Raw genomic sequence first — 18,385 nt, 5'->3', positions numbered from 1 at the left:
TATTTTCAGATTCTTTATAGTCTAAAACTATAAAAGCATATAAAAATTTAAAAATCGCTATTATATACCCTAAAATATTGATATTTACGAACATTAGCAAGCAAGATGGGTGTTAAAAATCTCATTTTGTGTTATAATGAGTTATCATATTAGATGTTAGAGGAGTTTGCTATGAAAACAGATATTGAAATCGCACAGAGTATTGAGTTGAAGCCAATTGTGGATGTTGTGGAGAAACTTGGTATTTCTTACGATGATTTGGAATTGTACGGAAAGTACAAGGCTAAGCTTAGTTTTGATAAAATTCGTGCGGTTGAGAACAATCCAGTTGGTAAATTAATCTTGGTTACTGCTATTAACCCAACACCAGCGGGTGAAGGAAAGTCAACCATTACCATCGGTCTTGCAGATGCCTTAAACAAAATTGGCAAGAAAACCATGATTGCTATCCGCGAACCGTCTCTTGGTCCAGTAATGGGGATTAAAGGTGGTGCCGCTGGTGGTGGTTATGCGCAAGTTCTTCCAATGGAAGACATCAACCTCCACTTCACTGGGGATATGCATGCCATTACAACTGCTAACAATGCCCTTTCTGCATTGATTGACAACCACTTGCACCAAGGAAATGAACTGGGAATTGACCAACGTCGTATTATTTGGAAGCGTGTTGTGGACTTGAACGATCGTGCTCTGCGCCATGTGACCGTTGGTCTTGGTGGTCCTCTAAATGGTATTCCACGTGAGGATGGTTTTGATATTACAGTTGCTTCTGAAATCATGGCGATTTTGTGCTTGGCGACGGACATCGAGGACTTGAAACGCCGTTTGGCGAATATCGTTATTGGCTATCGCTATGACCGTACCCCTGTTTCTGTAGGTGATTTGAAGGTTGAAGGTGCCTTGGCTCTAATCTTGAAGGATGCTATTAAACCGAACTTGGTTCAGACAATTTATGGTACACCTGCCTTTGTACATGGTGGTCCATTTGCCAATATCGCTCATGGATGTAACTCTGTCTTGGCAACAACAACAGCCCTTCACTTGGCTGATTATACAGTCACTGAAGCTGGTTTTGGTGCGGACCTTGGAGCTGAGAAATTCCTTGATATCAAGACACCAAACTTGCCAACTTCTCCAGATGCGGTAGTCATTGTTGCAACCCTCCGTGCCCTTAAGATGAATGGTGGGGTGGCTAAAGATGCTTTGACAGAAGAAAATGTTGAAGCGGTCCGTGCAGGTTTTGCTAACTTGAAACGCCACGTTGAGAACATCCGTAAATTTGGAGTGCCTGCAGTCGTCGCTATTAACGAATTTATTTCTGATACAGAAGCTGAAATCGCAGCCTTGAAAGAACTCTGTGCTTCTATTGATGTGCCAGTTGAACTAGCAAGTGTCTGGGCCAATGGCGCGGAAGGTGGAGTAGCGCTTGCCGAAACGGTTGTTCAGACTATTGCTGAAAATCCATCCAACTATACTCGCCTTTATGACAACGACCTTTCTGTCCAAGAAAAGATCGAAAAGATTGTTACTGAAATCTATCGCGGTAGCAAAGTGAACTTTGAGAAGAAAGCTCAAACACAAATCGCTCAAATCGTTCAAAATGGTTGGGATAAATTGCCAATCTGTATGGCGAAAACTCAATACAGTTTCTCAGACAATCCAAATGCACTTGGAGCGCCAGAGAACTTTGAAATTACCATTCGTGAATTGGTACCAAAATTAGGGGCTGGCTTTATCGTTGCCCTTACTGGTGATGTCATGACCATGCCAGGACTTCCAAAACGACCTGCAGCTCTCAATATGGATGTTGAAAGCGACGGAACCGTTCTAGGCTTGTTCTAAGATTTAGATGATATTAAAAGAGTTTGGAAATGCTATCCAAGCTCTTTTTCCTGTCAAAGAATAACCTCAACTTCATTTGAAAAATACATGTTTTGTAAGCACTGATGAAAATTTTGCTTGTCAAAGTGCTCTCTGTAAAGTTTCTATTTTACTTGAATTCTGATATAATAGAAACATTGACTTCAAGAGTAAGGAAGAGAAAATGAACGCATTATTGAATGGAATGAATGACCGTCAGGCTGAGGCGGTGCAAACGACTGAAGGCCCCTTGTTAATCATGGCGGGGGCTGGTTCAGGAAAGACCCGAGTTTTGACTCACCGTATTGCTTATCTGATTGATGAAAAGATGGTCAATCCTTGGAATATCTTGGCCATTACCTTTACCAACAAGGCTGCGCGTGAGATGAAAGAGCGTGCTTATGGTCTTAATCCAGCTACTCAGGACTGTCTGATTGCGACTTTTCACTCCATGTGTGTTCGTATTCTGCGTCATGATGCAGATCATATTGGATACAATCGTAATTTCACTATTGTAGATCCTGGTGAACAGCGAACCCTCATGAAACGAATCCTCAAGCAATTAAACTTGGACCCTAAAAAATGGAATGAACGAACCATTTTGGGGACTATTTCCAATGCTAAGAATGACTTGATTGATGATGTGGCTTATGCTGCCCAAGCTGGAGATATGTACACGCAAATCGTGGCCCAGTGTTACACAGCCTATCAGAAAGAGCTTCGTCAGTCTGAGTCCGTTGACTTTGATGATTTAATCATGTTGACCCTGCGTCTCTTTGATCAAAATCCTGATGTCTTGACCTACTATCAGCAGAAGTTCCAATACATCCACGTAGATGAGTATCAAGATACCAACCATGCCCAGTACCAATTGGTCAAACTCTTGGCATCTCGCTTTAAAAATATCTGTGTAGTTGGAGATGCGGACCAGTCCATCTACGGTTGGCGAGGAGCTGATATGCAGAATATCTTGGATTTCGAAAAAGATTACCCTCAAGCCAAGGTAGTTTTGTTAGAAGAAAATTATCGTTCAACCAAAACCATTCTTCAAGCCGCCAATGATGTCATTAAAAATAATAAAAATCGTCGTCCTAAGAATCTCTGGACCCAGAATGCTGATGGGGAGCAGATTATTTATTATCGTGCAAATGACGAACAAGATGAAGCTGTTTTTGTAGCCAAAACCATCGATGAACTTGGTCGTAGCCAAAACTTTCTTCACAAAGACTTTGCAGTGCTTTACCGTACTAACGCTCAATCCCGTACTATTGAGGAGGCCCTCCTCAAGTCTAATATCCCTTATACTATGGTTGGTGGTACCAAGTTCTACAGCCGTAAGGAAATCCGTGACATTATCGCTTATCTTAACCTCATTGCCAATCTGAGTGATAATATCAGTTTTGAGCGCATTATCAACGAGCCGAAACGTGGAATTGGGCCAGGTACTGTTGAGAAAATTCGCGACTTTGCTAACCTACAAGAGATGTCCATGCTAGACGCTTCAGCCAATATCATGCTGTCCGGCATCAAAGGAAAAGCAGCCCAGTCTATCTGGGATTTTGCCAATATGATTTTGGATTTGCGGGAGCAACTGGATCAATTAAGCATTACAGAGTTGGTTGAAGCAGTTCTTGAAAAAACAGGTTATGTCGAAATTCTTAATGCCCAAGCGACGTTAGAAAGCAAGGCTCGGGTTGAGAATATCGAAGAGTTCCTATCTGTTACTAAGAATTTTGACGACAATCCTGATAGTCAAGAAGAGGAAACAGGTTTAGATAAACTCAGTCGTTTCTTGAATGACCTAGCCTTGATTGCTGATACGGACTCTGGTAGTCAGGAGACATCAGAAGTGACCTTGATGACCTTGCACGCTGCTAAGGGACTCGAGTTCCCAGTCGTCTTTATCATCGGGATGGAGGAGAATGTCTTTCCGCTTAGCCGTGCAGCTGAGGATCCTGATGAGCTAGAAGAAGAGCGCCGTTTGGCCTATGTCGGTATCACGCGCGCTGAAAAAATCCTCTATTTGACCAATGCTAACTCACGATTGCTTTTCGGTCGTACAAGCTATAACCGTCCAACACGTTTCATCAATGAAATCAGTTCGGACTTGCTTGAATATCAAGGCTTGGCTCGTCCTGCTAATACCAGTTTCAAGGCTTCTTATAGCAGTGGTGGGATTGCTTTCGGTCAAGGAATGAGTTTGGCTCAGGCGCTTCAAGAAAGAAAACGCAAGGCTGCACCAAGCTCTATCCAGTCAAGTAGTCTCCCGTTTGGACAATTTACAGCTGGAAATAAAACTGATACGAGCGATACCAACTGGTCTATCGGGGATATTGCCCTTCACAAGAAGTGGGGAGAGGGAACGGTCCTTGAAGTTTCAGGTAGTGGCGATACGCAGGAACTGAAAATCAATTTCCCAGAAGTCGGCCTGAAAAAACTCCTAGCCAGTGTGGCACCAATTGAGAAAAAAATCTAATTTTCCATCCTTCTCACGAATAATATAGTGAGGAGGATTTTTATGTACAGCATTTCATTCCAAGAAGATTCACTTTTGCCTAGAGAAAGACTGGTTAAAGAAGGAGTAGAGGCACTGAGCAATCAAGAATTGCTAGCTATACTACTCAGAACCGGAACGCGTAAGGCTAATGTTTTTGAAATTGCCCAAAAAGTGTTGAATAGTCTCAACAGTATAACTGATTTGAAAAAAATGACCCTGCAGGAATTGCAGAGTCTGTCTGGTATTGGACGCATTAAAGCTATTGAACTACAAGCAGTGATTGAACTAGGAAATCGTGTTCACAAGCATGAAACTCTTGAGATGGAAAGTATTCTCAGCAGTCAAAAGCTAGCTAAAAAAATGCAACAGGAACTTGGCGACAAAAAACAAGAGCACCTAGTGGCGCTCTATCTCAATACTCAAAATCAAATCATTCATCAGCAGACCATCTTTATCGGATCCGCGACACGTAGCATTGCTGAACCGAGGGAAATCCTTCACTATGCCATCAAGCATATGGCGACTTCTGTTATTTTAGTCCACAATCATCCTTCAGGCGCAGTAGCACCTAGCCGAAATGATGACCATGTAACCAAGTTAGTCAAGGAAGCCTGTGAACTAATGGGACTGGTGTTTCTGGATCATCTGATTGTCTCTCATTCTGATTACTTTAGTTACCGTGAAAAGACTGATCTGATTTAAAGTTCATTAACAACATAGTCAAATAGTGTTTTATCCTTAGGGCGATTTTCAAATAGAAATTCTGGATGCCATTGGACGCCGAGAAATGGGATGTCATCTGTTGTTACGACTGCCTCGATAATCCTATCCTTGGGATCATAGGCCACAACCTTTAAATTTGGAGCCAAATCCTTGATACTCTGATGGTGGAAGGAGTTAATATGAGAGATTTCTCCGTAAATTTCTCTGAGAACAGTATCTGGTTCGGTAAGAAGTCGCTGGGTAGTGTATTCGGCTGAACAATCCTGCCAGTGGTCTTCGATATCTTGGTGAAGCGTGCCTCCCATGGCAACATTAAAAAGCTGGGTACCACGACAAACAGAAAAAATCGGTTTTTTCTGCTGGATAGCTTCTTTGATAAGAGCTAGTTCAAAGATATCCCTTTGTAAATGGTAGTCATCGCTGTCAATTATTTTTGGCTCACCATAGAATTTTGGATCGACATTTTGCCCACCAGTTAGGATGAGTTTATCAATCATGCTAATATAGTGATGTGCCATTTCTTGGTCACCAATCGGAAGGATAATGGGAATTCCGCCAGCGTCCTTGACTCCTTCAACAAAGCCTTTTGCTGCATAGCTCATCATGATGTCATCATCTGGATGAGCTTTTTCATTTCCTGTAATCCCAATAACTGGTTTATTCATAAATGCTTTCGCTTTCTAATCCTCTTTCCGCATAAAATAGAGGAGGGTTTGGAGTTCACTTGTCAAATCAACGTACTGAACGACCACATCTTTTGGAAGGTGCAGGTGGACAGGAGAAAAACTGAGAATACCTTTTACACCAGCATCTACCAAGAGGTTGGCTACTTCTTGGGATTTGACACTTGGAACAGTTAGGATAGCAGTTTTAACATCTGCGTCCTTAATCTTTTCCTTGATTTGAGATATACCATAGATGGGAATCCCATCAGCAGTCTCAGTACCAACTTCAGGATGGTCATCCAGGTCAAAGGCCATGATAATCTTCATCTTGTTGCGCTCGTGGAAGCGGTAGTGGAGAAGGGCATGCCCCATATTACCAATCCCAACCAACATAACATTGGTGATGGAGTTATCATTTAGGAGGTCAGCAAAAAATGTCATGAGTTTTTTAACATCATAACCAAATCCACGTCTTCCTAGTTCACCAAAGTAGGAAAAATCACGACGGACAGTCGCCGAATCGATACCGATAGCCTCTGCAATTTGTTTAGAGTTGGCACGTTCGATTTTTTCTGCATGAAATCTCTTGAAAATTCGATAGTAAAGTGAGAGTCTTTTTGCTGTTGCTTTTGGAATAGCAGACTGTTTTTCTTTCACAAAATCACAACCTTTCTATTCTTCTATTTTATAGAAACATTGTGAAAAAATCAACAAAAATAAGAAAAAACTAAGAAAATTCTTAGTTTTTATCTAAAAAATGAACTTGTGATAGAAATCGATAGAGATCTCCGACTAAACCTTGGTAGATCACTTTACCGTTAAGGGTTAATGAGGTGACCAGAAATGTATCTGGTAGAGTCACGCATCCTGATAAGGATAACATGAGCTCATCGTAGTCGGTATATTCAAGTATGCGCTCAATTTGGTAACTATCTAGGTAGGTGAGACGATACATGAGGCCTTATCTTTCCTCTTTAGTGAAAATCCCACGTTCTACAAGACTATCCATGAGGAAGTAGAATTTTTCTTGGTGGATATGGTGTTCCTCTGATTTAAAGATATCTACCAAACGAAGACCGGATTTATCAGTAATGTTGAGTTTAACACCTGTAAGGTCTTTATTGATGATGATTTTTAGTTTGAAACCTTCACCACTGTTGGGCACTTTCTCAAGTAGACGAGTCAGTTCGTAGTTTCCTACTTTTGTTTCAAAGAAAGTATTGTCTTTTAGTGTGAACTTTTTAACAGTTGGACTAAGTGTGTAGTTGTAGCGACAGTTTTGTAGTTTAATGGTTTTTTCGAATGCCATTAGTTTAATCTCCAATAATATTTTTTAAGGTTTGTGCGAGTTGTTTCAGTTCTTCCTCAGTATTAAGAGGAGAGAGACTGATACGGACAGATTCTTTTAAACGAGGCGAATCGGGTCCATAGAAAGCTTCGAGTACATGACTGGTTTGCACAATACCAGCAGTACAAGCGGAACCAGTTGAAATTGAAATTCCCTCAAGGTCTAACCGAAGTAAAAGCAAATCATTTTTCTGACCAGGAAAACCAATATTTAAAACATAAGGCAGTTGGTCTTGACTTTCATTGAGATAGTAGTCTAAATCGGCAATCTCTTCTAAAAAAGTAGCTTTAAGTTTGCTTAGTTTTTGGTAATGATCAACTTGATAATCCAGATCTTCTTTGAGAGCAGCAACCATGCCTACAATGGCAGCGAGGTTTTCTGTTCCAGCCCGTTTTTTTTGCTCTTGGTCCCCACCGTGAAGGTAGGAATCAAAGTTCATAGATGAAGCGTAGAGGAAACCAACTCCTTTTGGACCATGGAACTTGTGAGCAGAAGCGCTAAGGAAATCAATTCCTAATTCTTCGGGATGGATAGGAATTTTCCCGATAGCTTGAACAGCATCTACATGATAAGCAGCAGGGTGGTCTTTTAAAATATGTCCAATCTCAGCAATAGGCAAGAGATTCCCAGTTTCATTATTTGCATACATGGTTGAAACGAGGATGGTATCGTCACGTAAAGCTTCTTGAATCTGTTGGGCAGTGATTTCTTGATTTACTGGTTGGATAACTGTCGCTTCAAAGCCAAAATGTTGAACCAGATAATCAATGGTCTCAAGGACAGAATGGTGTTCAATAGCTGTAGTGATGATATGTTTGCCACGTTCCTGATGACGGAGACAATAGCCAATGATAGCTGTATTGTTACTTTCTGTACCACCAGACGTGAAAAAGATATGTTGAGGTTTGGTTCCAAGTAAGTGAGCCAAGTCCTGACGAGCTTCACGGAGCATTTTACCAGCATGACGACCATGACTGTGAATACTTGAAGGATTACCATGGGTTTCTTGCATAACCTTGGTCATTTCTGCGATAGCTACAGCTGACATAGGCGTAGTTGCAGCATTGTCCAAATAAATCAAAGAATCACCTTATTTCTTTTTGTTGTAGGCAAAGAGTGGGCTGACTGGTTTTCTTTCATGAATACGGATGATAGCATCACCAAGCAATTCGCTAGCAGTAATGTAACATACATTTTTAGGAGTTCTTTCTTTTGTTGCTACAGAGTCCGTTACAAGGATTTCTTTAATGTTAGTTGCGTCTAGAAGTTCAGCAGCACCTTCTACAAAGAGGCCGTGACTAGAGACCGCATAGATTTCAGTTGCCCCTTCGCGTTCAACGATTTTTGCTGCTTCAGAGAAAGTACGACCAGTATTTAGGATATCGTCAATCAGGATGGCTTTCTTACCTTCAACATCCCCAATGATATAGCCCTCACTTCGTTCTGAGTCATCTTGTGCATAGTCTATGATAGCGATTGGAGCATCCAAGTATTCAGCTAAGCTACGAGCGCGTTTAACACCAGAGTTCTTTGGACTAACCACAACGACATCAGAACCAAGAAGGCCTTTGTCACAGTAGTGTTTAGCAAATAGAGGAATTGTATAAAGATTGTCCACAGGAATGTCGAAGAAACCTTGTACCTGTACAGCATGGAGATCGAGAGTTAGAACACGATCAACCCCAGCTTTTACTAACATATTTGAAACCAATTTAGCTGTCAGTGGTTCACGTGAAGAAGCGATACGATCCTGACGCGCATAGCCAAAGTAAGGAAGGACGACGTTGATACTATGAGCACTGGCGCGAACACAGGCATCAACCATAATCAATAATTCCATCAAGTGGTTGCTAACTGGATAGCTTGTTGATTGAATGATATAGACGTCATACCCACGAACACTCTCTTCGATATTGACTTGGATCTCACCATCAGAAAATTGACGTGAAGATAATTTTCCAAGAGGGACACCAACAGTATCAGCAATCTTTTGAGCGATTTCTGGGTTAGAGTTTAGGGTGAAAAGTTTCATGTTGTTTCTATCTGACATTATAGACCGTCCTCTGTAAACTTTGTGAATCTTCTTTGGAAAAGTTTCTTTTTCTTAATGAAGATTCTATTATTTTTATCTTTTCTATTTTACCAAAAAAAGGAGATTATTTCAGCTTTTTTTCATGTTTTTAATGAATCGAATTAATTTTGATGGAGCCTTCTGGTAAGTTATGTGATTTTCATCTAAAAATTGCTGAAAATCGACTTTTCCTTGTTCAAAATCAGTGACTTCAAGTTCCAGTTCGTAGTCGGTTTGACCAAAGTAATGGCTTTGATCTAAGGCCATCAAACCGATATCGGTTTCCATTTCGTAACGAATCGTTTCAAGACAACCTAGAATAAGCCAGTTATGGCTTTCAATACCAATCTCAGTAAGTTTCTCCATAACCATCCCTTGAGGTAGGATTTGTTTTTCTAAATAATATTCAGCTTCTGGAAGAGTCATTTTTTGATTGTATTCCATATTGCCAATAGTTTGAGGAACTTTCAAGGTTAATTCAGCGCAATCTGAAAGGGCGCGAATGCGCATGGCAACCTTTTTTTCGCGCAACTGGAAATCAGGCGTGTCAATGTAGTAGTTTTTTTGGTGAACAGGAGCTATATGGGCAAACTGTTTTTTTAAATGATTGTAGTCATCTTTTTTCAGTAGTGTTTTCAGTTCAATTTCTAATTGTTTCATTTTTCTAACCTTTTCTTTATCTTTGAAAGCGGATTTATGGTATAATGTACAATGTATTTATTGTATAAGATTGTAGTGAAAAAATCAAAAATTTTTAACTGCACAATCTCATACTAAAAGGGAGAAAATATGACCATAGAATGGGAAGAATTTTTAGATCCTTACATTCAAGCTGTTGGTGAATTGAAGATTAAACTTCGTGGGATTCGCAAACAGTACCGTAAGCAAAACAAGCATTCTCCGATTGAGTTTGTAACTGGTCGGGTAAAACCGATTGAAAGTATCAAAGAAAAAATGGCTCGTCGAGGAATTACTTATGCAACTCTGGAAAATGACTTGCAAGATATCGCAGGGCTACGTGTCATGGTTCAGTTTGTTGACGACGTGGAAGAAGTTGTTGCAATTCTACGTAAACGTCACGATATGAGAGTCGTTCAGGAACGAGATTATATCAACCATCGTAAGGCGTCGGGTTATCGTTCTTATCATGTTGTTGTCGAATATACTGTAGATACGATAAATGGGGCTAAGACCATTCTCGCCGAGATTCAAATACGGACTTTGGCTATGAACTTTTGGGCTACCATTGAGCATTCGCTCAATTATAAGTACCAGGGGGACTTTCCAGAGGAAATAAAAGAAAGACTGGAAATCACTGCCAAAATAGCTCATCAGCTAGATGAAGAAATGGGCAAGATTCGAGATGACATTCAGGAAGCTCAGGCACTCTTTGATCCTTTGAGTAGAAAACTAAACGACGGTGTAGGAAATAGTGACGATACAGATGAAGAATACAGGTAAGCGAGTTGACCTCATAGCTAATAGAAAGCCGCAGAGTCAGAAAGTTTTACATAAACTGAGGGAAAAACTCAAAAAACAGCATTTTATAATTAATGATACCAATCCCGATATCGTTATTTCGATTGGTGGAGATGGGATGCTTTTGTCTGCTTTTCACAAGTACGAGAACCAGTTAGACAAGGTTCGATTTGTAGGTGTACATACAGGACACTTGGGATTTTACACGGATTACCGTGACTTTGAGTTGGACCAGTTGGTTGCCAATCTCCAACTGGATTCTGGAGCCAAGGTTTCTTATCCAGTCCTGAATGTCAAAGTGACACTTGAAAACGGTGATGTAAAAACCTTCCGTGCTCTAAATGAAGCGAGCATCCGTCGATCAGACCGCACCATGGTTGCAGATATCATCATTAACCATGTTCCATTCGAGCGCTTTCGTGGAGATGGTGTGACTGTCTCAACGCCAACAGGGAGCACCGCCTACAACAAGTCCTTGGGTGGAGCTGTTTTGCATCCTACCATTGAAGCCTTACAGTTGACGGAAATAGCAAGTCTTAACAACCGAGTCTATCGCACTTTGGGTTCATCAATCATTATTCCCAAAAAAGATAAGATTGAACTCTTACCGACACGCAATGATTACCACACGCTATCTGTTGACAATAGTACCTATTCTTTCCGAAATATTGAACGAATTGAATATCAAATCGACCATCACAAGATTCATTTCGTAGCGACACCAAGCCACACTAGTTTCTGGAATCGTGTCAAAGATGCCTTCATCGGCGAGGTGGACGAATGAGGTTCGAATTTATCGCAGATGAACATGTCAAGGTCAAAACCTTTCTGAAGAAACACGAGGTTTCTAAAGGACTGTTGGCTAAGATAAAGTTTCGAGGTGGGGCTATCCTAGTCAATGATCAACCTCAGAATGCGACTTATCTCTTAGATATTGGAGATAGGGTTACCATTGATATTCCAGCAGAGGAAGGCTTTGAAACCCTTGAAGCCATTGACCGTCCTTTAGATATCTTGTTTGAGGATGACCACTTTTTGGTTTTGAATAAACCTTATGGAGTAGCCTCTATTCCCAGTGTCAATCATTCCAATACCATTGCGAATTTTATCAAAGGCTACTATGTTAAGCAGGAATACGAAAACCAGCAGGTTCATATCGTGACCAGACTGGATCGGGATACATCTGGTTTGATGCTCTTTGCCAAGCACGGTTATGCTCATGCACGATTAGACAAGCAACTGCAACGAAAGTCTATCGAAAAACGTTACTTTGCCTTGGTTAAGGGCAATGGGGATTTGGAACCAGAAGGGGAGATTATTGCCCCGATTGCGCGTGATGTGGACTCCATTATCACGAGAAGGGTTGCCAAGGGTGGAAAATACGCCCATACCTCTTACAAAGTTGTCGCGTCTTATGGAGATATTCACCTGATCGATATTCGATTGCATACTGGGAGAACCCATCAGATCAGAGTGCATTTTTCTCATATCGGTTTTCCCTTGTTGGGAGACGATCTCTATGGAGGCAGCCTAGACGATGGGATTCAACGACAGGCCTTGCATTGCCATTTCTTATCATTTTATCATCCCTTCTTGGAGCGTCAGCTAGAGCTGGAAAGCCCCTTGCCAGATGATTTTAACAATCTTATTACTCAGTTATCAACTAATACTCTTTAAAATCTATTTTGAGTATAATTTAATTTCTTAAAGGAGAAAACTCATGGAAGTTTTTGAAAATCTCAAAGCCAACCTAGTTGGCAAAAATGCTCGTATTGTTCTCCCTGAAGGGGAAGAACCTCGTATTCTTCAGGCAACCAAACGCTTGGTAAAAGAAACAGAAGTTGTTCCGGTTTTGCTTGGGAACCCAGAAAAAATCAAAATTTATCTTGAAATCGAAGGGGTTATGGACGGCTATGAAGTGATTGACCCTCAACACTATCCTCAATTCGAAGAAATGGTTACTACCTTAGTTGAACGTCGTAAAGGTAAAATGAGTGAAGAAGGTGCTCGTAAGATTTTGCTTGAAGATGTCAACTACTTTGGTGTTATGCTCGTTCACATGGGCTATGTTGATGGAATGGTATCAGGTGCTACTCACTCAACAGCTGCAACAGTTCGTCCTGCACTCCAAATCATTAAAACTCGTCCAAATGTATCCCGCACTTCAGGTGCCTTTCTCATGGTTCGTGGGACAGAACGTTACCTATTTGGTGACTGTGCCATTAACATCAATCCAGATGCAGAAGCTTTGGCAGAGATTGCTATCAACTCAGCTATTACAGCTAAAATGTTTGGCATCGAACCTAAAATTGCCATGCTAAGCTATTCTACTAAAGGTTCAGGATTTGGTGAAAGTGTTGATAAGGTAGTGGAAGCTACTAAAATTGCTCATGACTTGCGTCCTGACCTTGAAATCGATGGAGAATTGCAATTTGATGCAGCCTTCCACCCTGAAACTGCAGCATTGAAAGCTCCAGGAAGTAACGTTGCTGGGCAAGCAACTGTCTTTATCTTCCCTGGTATCGAAGCAGGAAATATTGGCTATAAGATTGCAGAACGTCTTGGTGGCTTCGCGGCTGTAGGTCCTGTATTGCAAGGTTTGAATAAACCAGTAAACGACCTTTCTCGTGGATGTAACTCTGACGATGTTTACAAGTTGACCCTTATCACTGCTGCCCAAGCGGTTCATCAATAAGAAATAGGCCTCTTTCCTTTAGGAAGAGGCTTTTTAGCGCTAAGAAAAGGACAGTTAGAAGCTTCTATGTTATACTAGATATATGTTAGATTTGAAAGAATACGGTGTTGAGATGTGGCCAGAGGAGAAGATTTTCTCTTTCCGTGAGAAACTCCTCAACTGGTACGATGAAAACAAACGGGATTTACCCTGGCGAAGAAGTAAAAATCCTTATCACATCTGGGTTTCTGAAATCATGCTACAGCAGACTAGGGTAGATACGGTTATTCCCTACTATGAACGATTTTTGGACTGGTTTCCAACTGTTGAAAGTTTGGCAAATGCGCCTGAGGAGCGTTTACTGAAAGCTTGGGAGGGGTTGGGCTATTATTCTCGCGTACGCAATATGCAGGCTGCGGCTCAGCAGATTATGACAGACTTTGAAGGGAAATTTCCAAACACTTACGAAGGGATTTCTAGCTTGAAAGGGATTGGCCCTTACACTGCGGGAGCTATTTCCAGTATCGCTTTTAATTTGCCTGAGCCAGCGGTTGATGGCAATGTCATGCGAGTTTTAGCGCGCTTGTTTGAGGTAAATTATGATATCGGAGTTCCTAGCAATCGCAAGATTTTCCAAGCTATGATGGAAATCTTGATTGATCCAGAACGGCCGGGAGACTTTAACCAAGCTCTGATGGACTTGGGCTCTGATATAGAGTCTCCTGTTAACCCTCGACCAGAAGAAAGTCCTGTTAAGGAATTTAGCGCAGCCTATCAGAATGGAACCATGGATCGATATCCGATCAAAGAACCCAAGAAAAAGCCTCTTCCAATCTATCTCAAGGCTTTGGTTGTGCGCAATGACCGAGGGCAATATTTACTAGAGAAAAACGAAAGCGAGAAACTGCTAGCTGGATTTTGGCATTTCCCCTTGATTGAGGTCGAAGAATTTTCTAGAGAAGATGATCAGCTAGATCTTTTTTCTCAAGTCAAGGAGGAAAGCAGAGCATTTGGACCAAGCCCCCAAGAAAGTTTTGAGCAGGATTATGATTTGGAGGTTGATTGGTCCCATCAAACTTTTGAACAAGTCAAGCATGTCTTTAGTCATCGTAAATGGCATATTCAAATCCTATCAGGTCAGGTGACAGGATTAAAACAGTTTTCAGACAGAGAAATTCGCTGGGTTTCTCCTCAGGAGTTTTCTGATTATCCACTTGCGAAACCTCAACAAAAAATTTGGCAGGCTTATAAAAACAACTCTTGAAGATGAAGGCTTACAGTAGCCATTTGTGCCTTCTTTGCATTTTTTTGTTATAATAGATAGAGAAAATGGTGATAAAATGAAAAAAATATTAATTGTAGATGATGAGAAACCAATCTCAGATATTATTAAGTTCAATATGACCAAAGAAGGCTACGAAGTTGTAACAGCCTTCAACGGTCGCGAGGCAATCGAGCTATTTGAAGCCGAGCAACCCGACATTATTATCCTCGACTTGATGCTTCCTGAAATTGATGGTTTAGAAGTAGCCAAAGCCATTCGCAAGACCAGTAGTGTTCCTATCATTATGCTCTCAGCTAAAGATAGCGAGTTTGATAAGGTTATCGGTTTGGAACTAGGTGCAGATGATTATGTCACAAAGCCCTTCTCAAATCGTGAGTTGCAGGCGCGTGTCAAGGCTTTACTTCGCCGTACCGACTTGGTTTCAGTTGATAGTCAAGAGTCTGATGAGAAGAAATCCCAGCCACTTCAGATTGGCGATTTGGAAATTGTCCCAGACGCTTACGTGGCCAAAAAATACGGTGAGGAATTAGATTTGACTCACCGTGAGTTTGAGCTTTTATATCACTTGGCCTCCCATATTGGACAAGTGATTACGCGTGAACACTTGCTTGAGACTGTTTGGGGTTATGATTATTTTGGTGATGTTCGTACAGTGGACGTGACCATTAGACGTTTGCGTGAAAAAATTGAAGATACTCCAAGCCGTCCAGAGTACATTCTCACACGTCGTGGTGTTGGATACTATATGAGAAATAATGATTGAAGATATTAGACAAACTATTCTGACCAGTGATTTTATCTTTATCTTGATTTTACTTGGTTTTATCTTGGTGGTGACCTTGCTCTTACTGGAAAACCGCCGAGATAATATTCGTCTCAAAGAGATAAATCAAAAGGTTAAGGACTTGATTGCGGGTGATTATTCTCAAGTTTTGGACTTACAAGGCAGTACAGAAATCACCAATATTAGCAATAATCTGAACGATTTGTCAGAAGTTATTCGTTTGACCCAAGAAAATCTGGAGCAAGAGAGTAAAAGATTGCATAGTATTCTTTCTTACATGACAGATGGAGTGCTTGCAACCAATCGCCGTGGCCAGATTACCATGATTAACGACATGGCCAAGAAACAGCTCGGTGTGCAGAAAGAAGATGTTCTGAATAAAAGCATCCTTGAATTGCTTAAGATAGAAGATGAGTATGAGTTGCGCGACCTGATTACACAGATTCCTGAGTTGACGATTGACTCCCAAGATGTGAATGGTGAATACCTGAGTCTTCGTGTACGTTTCGCTTTGGTTCGTCGTGAGTCAGGATTCATCTCTGGTTTGGTTGCTGTTTTACATGATACGACCGAGCAGGAGAAGGAAGAACGCGAGCGGAGACTCTTCGTTTCAAACGTGAGTCATGAGCTGAGAACTCCTTTGACCAGTGTTAAATCTTATCTTGAAGCCTTGGACGAGGGAGCCTTGTATGATCCTGTAGCCCCTGATTTTATCAAGGTTTCGCTTGATGAAACCAACCGTATGATGCGGATGGTGACAGATCTCTTGCATCTTTCTCGTATTGATAATGCGACTACTCAGTTGGATGTGGAGTTGATTAACTTTACAGCCTTTATCACCTTTATCCTTAACCGCTTTGATAAGATGAGAAGTCAGGATGACGAGAAAAAATATGAGCTGGTTCGAGATTACCCAATCAATTCAGTTTGGATTGAGATTGATACCGATAAAATGACCCAGGTGATTGATAATATTCTCAACAATGCTATCAAGTACTCACCAGATGGTGGGAAAATCACTGTCAGCATGAAAACGACTGATGATCAGATGATTTTATCCATCAAAGACCAAGGTCTTGGTATTCCAAAACAAGATTTGCCGAAGATTTTTGACCGCTTCTACCGTGTGGATCGTGCAAGAAGCCGGGCTCAAGGTGGAACTGGTCTAGGTCTAGCCATCGCCAAAGAAATCATCAAACAACACAACGGCTTTATTTGGGCCAAAAGTGAATACGGTAAGGGCTCAACCTTTACCATCGTGCTCCCTTATGATAAGGATGCCGTAAAAGAAGAAATATGGGAGGACGAAATAGAAGACTAGAATGAGTGAAATAGGTTTTAAATACAGTATTTTAGCATCAGGTTCTAGTGGAAATTCCTTTTATCTGGAAACCCCAAAAAAGAAAATTCTAATAGATGCAGGCTTGTCTGGTAAAAAAATTACTAGCCTGCTAGCTGAAATCAATCGCAAACCTGAAGATCTAGATGCGATTCTGATTACGCATGAGCATTCAGACCATATCCATGGAGTCGGTGTGTTGGCTCGCAAATATGGTATGGACCTTTACGCCAATGAAAAAACCTGGCAGGCTATGGAAAATAGCAAGTATCTCGGTAAGGTGGATTCATCGCAGAAGCACATTTTTGAAATGGGAAAAACCAAAACTTTTGGCGATATCGATATTGAGAGTTTTGGGGTTAGTCATGATGCCGCAGCACCCCAGTTTTATCGCTTTATGAAGGATGATAAGAGTTTTGTCATGTTGACTGACACAGGTTATGTTAGTGATCGTATGGCAGGAATTGTTGAGAATGCTGACGGTTATCTCATCGAATCTAACCACGACGTGGAAATCTTACGAGCAGGATCTTATGCTTGGCGACTCAAACAGCGTATCCTATCTGATCTCGGGCACCTCTCTAATGAGGACGGAGCTGAAGCCATGATTCGAGCAATGGGAAATCGAACCAAGAAAATCTACCTTGGCCACTTGTCCAAAGAGAACAATATCAAGGAGCTGGCTCATATGACCATGGTCAATCAGCTAGCCCAAGCCGATCTGGGAGTCGGAGTAGACTTTAAGGTTTATGATACCTCACCAGATACCGCAACTCCATTAACAGATATATAAAAAGAAGGCGAGTGCCTTCTTTTGTTTTGGATTTTATCAGGGATTTAGTATGGTATAATGATTAAAAAACTAAAGGAGTAGCAGTGTGAAGAGAAAATGGTTATTAAAGGATTACTATGACACGACGATTATCATACTTGCATTGATATCCGTTGTCCTTGTCTTGCTTGGATTTGCTGAGATGATTGATTTGGATAGTCCACCCTACAGTATTATTGATTTACTGATTTGGTTTGTTTTTGTGGTAGATTATGGTTGGCGCTTCTTTTCAAGTCAAGGAAAATGGCGATTTATCCTTGAAAATATATTCGACTTGTTAGCTATCCTTCCTTTAAATGCTATTTTTACAGTATTTCGATTAGGGCGTATCTTCCGCTTAGCTAGGCTGACAAAATTACTGAAACTCACTCGTCTTTTAAGAGTCGTTGGATTGACTGGCAAGTTGGAAAAGAAGGTTGGAAAACTCTTACGAACAAATGGCTTACTTTATATTTTCTATCTCAATTCCTTTATTGTACTGGTAGGTAGTTCAATTTTATCTGTTGTTGAAGAAAAATCTTTCTCAGATAGTCTTTGGTGGGCGCTTGTAACCGTAACGACTGTTGGTTATGGAGATATTGTTCCTGCGTCGATTTTTGGGAAGTGGTTAGCTGTTTTACTAATGCTTGTTGGTATTGGTACAATAGGGATGTTAACAAGTGCTTTGACAAACTTTTTTGTAAAAGATAATCCAGATGAGCAGATAAAATTTGATAAACTCCAAGACGAATTAATAACTCAAAGAATATTACTAGAGAGGCAATCCGAGAAGATAGAAGAACTACATAGAATGATACAAGATTTGCTTGAAAAAACGTAATTTTAACC

General features: G+C 40.9%; 19 protein-coding genes. 12 read left to right on the top strand and 7 right to left on the bottom strand.

The window, feature by feature from the left end:
* The first annotated feature begins 171 nt into the window (after positions 1 to 171).
* The 3 genes from HMPREF8571_RS07520 (at position 172) to radC (ending at position 5,059) form a co-directional block, all read left to right on the top strand.
* On the top strand, positions 172 to 1,842 hold the full coding sequence (locus tag HMPREF8571_RS07520) for a formate--tetrahydrofolate ligase (RefSeq protein ID WP_000845244.1): 1,671 nt from the start codon (positions 172 to 174) through the stop codon (positions 1,840 to 1,842).
* 202 nt (positions 1,843 to 2,044) lie between these two features.
* Positions 2,045 to 4,336, top strand: a complete 2,292-nt coding sequence (gene pcrA, locus HMPREF8571_RS07515; protein WP_000992890.1) for a DNA helicase PcrA — start codon at positions 2,045 to 2,047, stop codon at positions 4,334 to 4,336.
* A 42-nt stretch (positions 4,337 to 4,378) separates the two neighbouring features.
* Positions 4,379 to 5,059: a RadC family protein gene (gene radC, locus HMPREF8571_RS07510; RefSeq protein ID WP_000286936.1), complete on the top strand. Its 681-nt coding sequence runs from the start codon at positions 4,379 to 4,381 to the stop codon at positions 5,057 to 5,059.
* On the opposite strand, the gene HMPREF8571_RS07505 is transcribed toward radC, so the two are convergent.
* From HMPREF8571_RS07505 to HMPREF8571_RS07475, 7 genes are all read right to left on the bottom strand, one after another.
* Positions 5,056 to 5,745, bottom strand: a complete 690-nt coding sequence (locus HMPREF8571_RS07505) for a gamma-glutamyl-gamma-aminobutyrate hydrolase family protein (RefSeq protein WP_001040040.1) — start codon at positions 5,743 to 5,745, stop codon at positions 5,056 to 5,058. The two genes, radC and HMPREF8571_RS07505, sit on opposite strands and share 4 nt — an antisense overlap.
* 15 nt (positions 5,746 to 5,760) lie before the next feature.
* On the bottom strand, positions 5,761 to 6,402 hold the full coding sequence (locus HMPREF8571_RS07500) for a redox-sensing transcriptional repressor Rex (protein ID WP_000660646.1): 642 nt from the start codon (positions 6,400 to 6,402) through the stop codon (positions 5,761 to 5,763).
* Positions 6,403 to 6,484: 82 nt separating this feature from the next.
* Positions 6,485 to 6,700, bottom strand: coding sequence for a DUF4649 family protein (locus tag HMPREF8571_RS07495; RefSeq protein ID WP_004240172.1), 216 nt, complete (start codon positions 6,698 to 6,700; stop codon positions 6,485 to 6,487).
* A 6-nt stretch (positions 6,701 to 6,706) separates the two neighbouring features.
* Complete coding sequence (locus HMPREF8571_RS07490) at positions 6,707 to 7,054, bottom strand: DUF1831 domain-containing protein (RefSeq protein WP_000863530.1); 348 nt, start codon at positions 7,052 to 7,054, stop codon at positions 6,707 to 6,709.
* Positions 7,055 to 7,058: 4 nt separating this feature from the next.
* Positions 7,059 to 8,174: a cysteine desulfurase family protein gene (locus HMPREF8571_RS07485; protein ID WP_000639643.1), complete on the bottom strand. Its 1,116-nt coding sequence runs from the start codon at positions 8,172 to 8,174 to the stop codon at positions 7,059 to 7,061.
* Between the two features lie 9 nt (positions 8,175 to 8,183).
* Positions 8,184 to 9,143, bottom strand: a complete 960-nt coding sequence (locus tag HMPREF8571_RS07480) for a ribose-phosphate diphosphokinase (protein WP_001283848.1) — start codon at positions 9,141 to 9,143, stop codon at positions 8,184 to 8,186.
* Positions 9,144 to 9,254: 111 nt separating this feature from the next.
* Positions 9,255 to 9,824 (bottom strand): CYTH domain-containing protein, encoded by a 570-nt coding sequence (locus HMPREF8571_RS07475; RefSeq protein ID WP_000811125.1) that lies wholly within the window; start codon positions 9,822 to 9,824, stop codon positions 9,255 to 9,257.
* 129 nt (positions 9,825 to 9,953) lie between these two features.
* Here HMPREF8571_RS07475 and HMPREF8571_RS07470 point away from each other — a divergent pair, with 129 nt between their 5' ends.
* The 9 genes from HMPREF8571_RS07470 (at position 9,954) to HMPREF8571_RS07430 (ending at position 18,377) form a co-directional block, all read left to right on the top strand.
* Entirely contained in the window at positions 9,954 to 10,625 is a 672-nt protein-coding gene (locus tag HMPREF8571_RS07470; protein WP_000151560.1) for a GTP pyrophosphokinase, read from the top strand.
* On the top strand, positions 10,609 to 11,427 hold the full coding sequence (locus HMPREF8571_RS07465; protein ID WP_000799067.1) for an NAD kinase: 819 nt from the start codon (positions 10,609 to 10,611) through the stop codon (positions 11,425 to 11,427). The genes HMPREF8571_RS07470 and HMPREF8571_RS07465 overlap by 17 nt, the downstream gene beginning before the upstream one ends.
* Positions 11,424 to 12,320: an RluA family pseudouridine synthase gene (locus HMPREF8571_RS07460; RefSeq protein ID WP_001209988.1), complete on the top strand. Its 897-nt coding sequence runs from the start codon at positions 11,424 to 11,426 to the stop codon at positions 12,318 to 12,320. Before HMPREF8571_RS07465 ends, HMPREF8571_RS07460 begins: the two co-directional genes overlap by 4 nt.
* A 43-nt stretch (positions 12,321 to 12,363) precedes the next feature.
* On the top strand, positions 12,364 to 13,338 hold the full coding sequence (gene pta, locus HMPREF8571_RS07455; RefSeq protein ID WP_000451565.1) for a phosphate acetyltransferase: 975 nt from the start codon (positions 12,364 to 12,366) through the stop codon (positions 13,336 to 13,338).
* A gap of 82 nt (positions 13,339 to 13,420) precedes the next feature.
* The gene (mutY, locus tag HMPREF8571_RS07450; RefSeq protein ID WP_000886166.1) at positions 13,421 to 14,581 is read left to right on the top strand and encodes an A/G-specific adenine glycosylase; all 1,161 of its coding nucleotides are present in this window, start codon (positions 13,421 to 13,423) and stop codon (positions 14,579 to 14,581) included.
* Positions 14,582 to 14,657: 76 nt separating this feature from the next.
* Positions 14,658 to 15,365: a response regulator YycF gene (gene yycF / locus HMPREF8571_RS07445; protein WP_000722063.1), complete on the top strand. Its 708-nt coding sequence runs from the start codon at positions 14,658 to 14,660 to the stop codon at positions 15,363 to 15,365.
* Positions 15,358 to 16,707, top strand: coding sequence for a cell wall metabolism sensor histidine kinase VicK (vicK, locus tag HMPREF8571_RS07440; RefSeq protein ID WP_000568713.1), 1,350 nt, complete (start codon positions 15,358 to 15,360; stop codon positions 16,705 to 16,707). The genes yycF and vicK overlap by 8 nt, the downstream gene beginning before the upstream one ends.
* Before the next feature lies 1 nt (position 16,708).
* Complete coding sequence (locus HMPREF8571_RS07435; RefSeq protein WP_001289486.1) at positions 16,709 to 17,518, top strand: MBL fold metallo-hydrolase; 810 nt, start codon at positions 16,709 to 16,711, stop codon at positions 17,516 to 17,518.
* Positions 17,519 to 17,603: 85 nt separating this feature from the next.
* Complete coding sequence (locus HMPREF8571_RS07430; protein ID WP_000824598.1) at positions 17,604 to 18,377, top strand: potassium channel family protein; 774 nt, start codon at positions 17,604 to 17,606, stop codon at positions 18,375 to 18,377.
* Positions 18,378 to 18,385 lie beyond the last annotated feature (8 nt).

The organism is Streptococcus mitis ATCC 6249, assembly GCF_000146585.1.
Classification (GTDB): domain Bacteria; phylum Bacillota; class Bacilli; order Lactobacillales; family Streptococcaceae; genus Streptococcus; species Streptococcus mitis_AZ.
The sequence above is the reverse complement of the archived record's forward strand: the minus strand, read 5'-3'. Positions and strand labels throughout refer to the sequence as shown.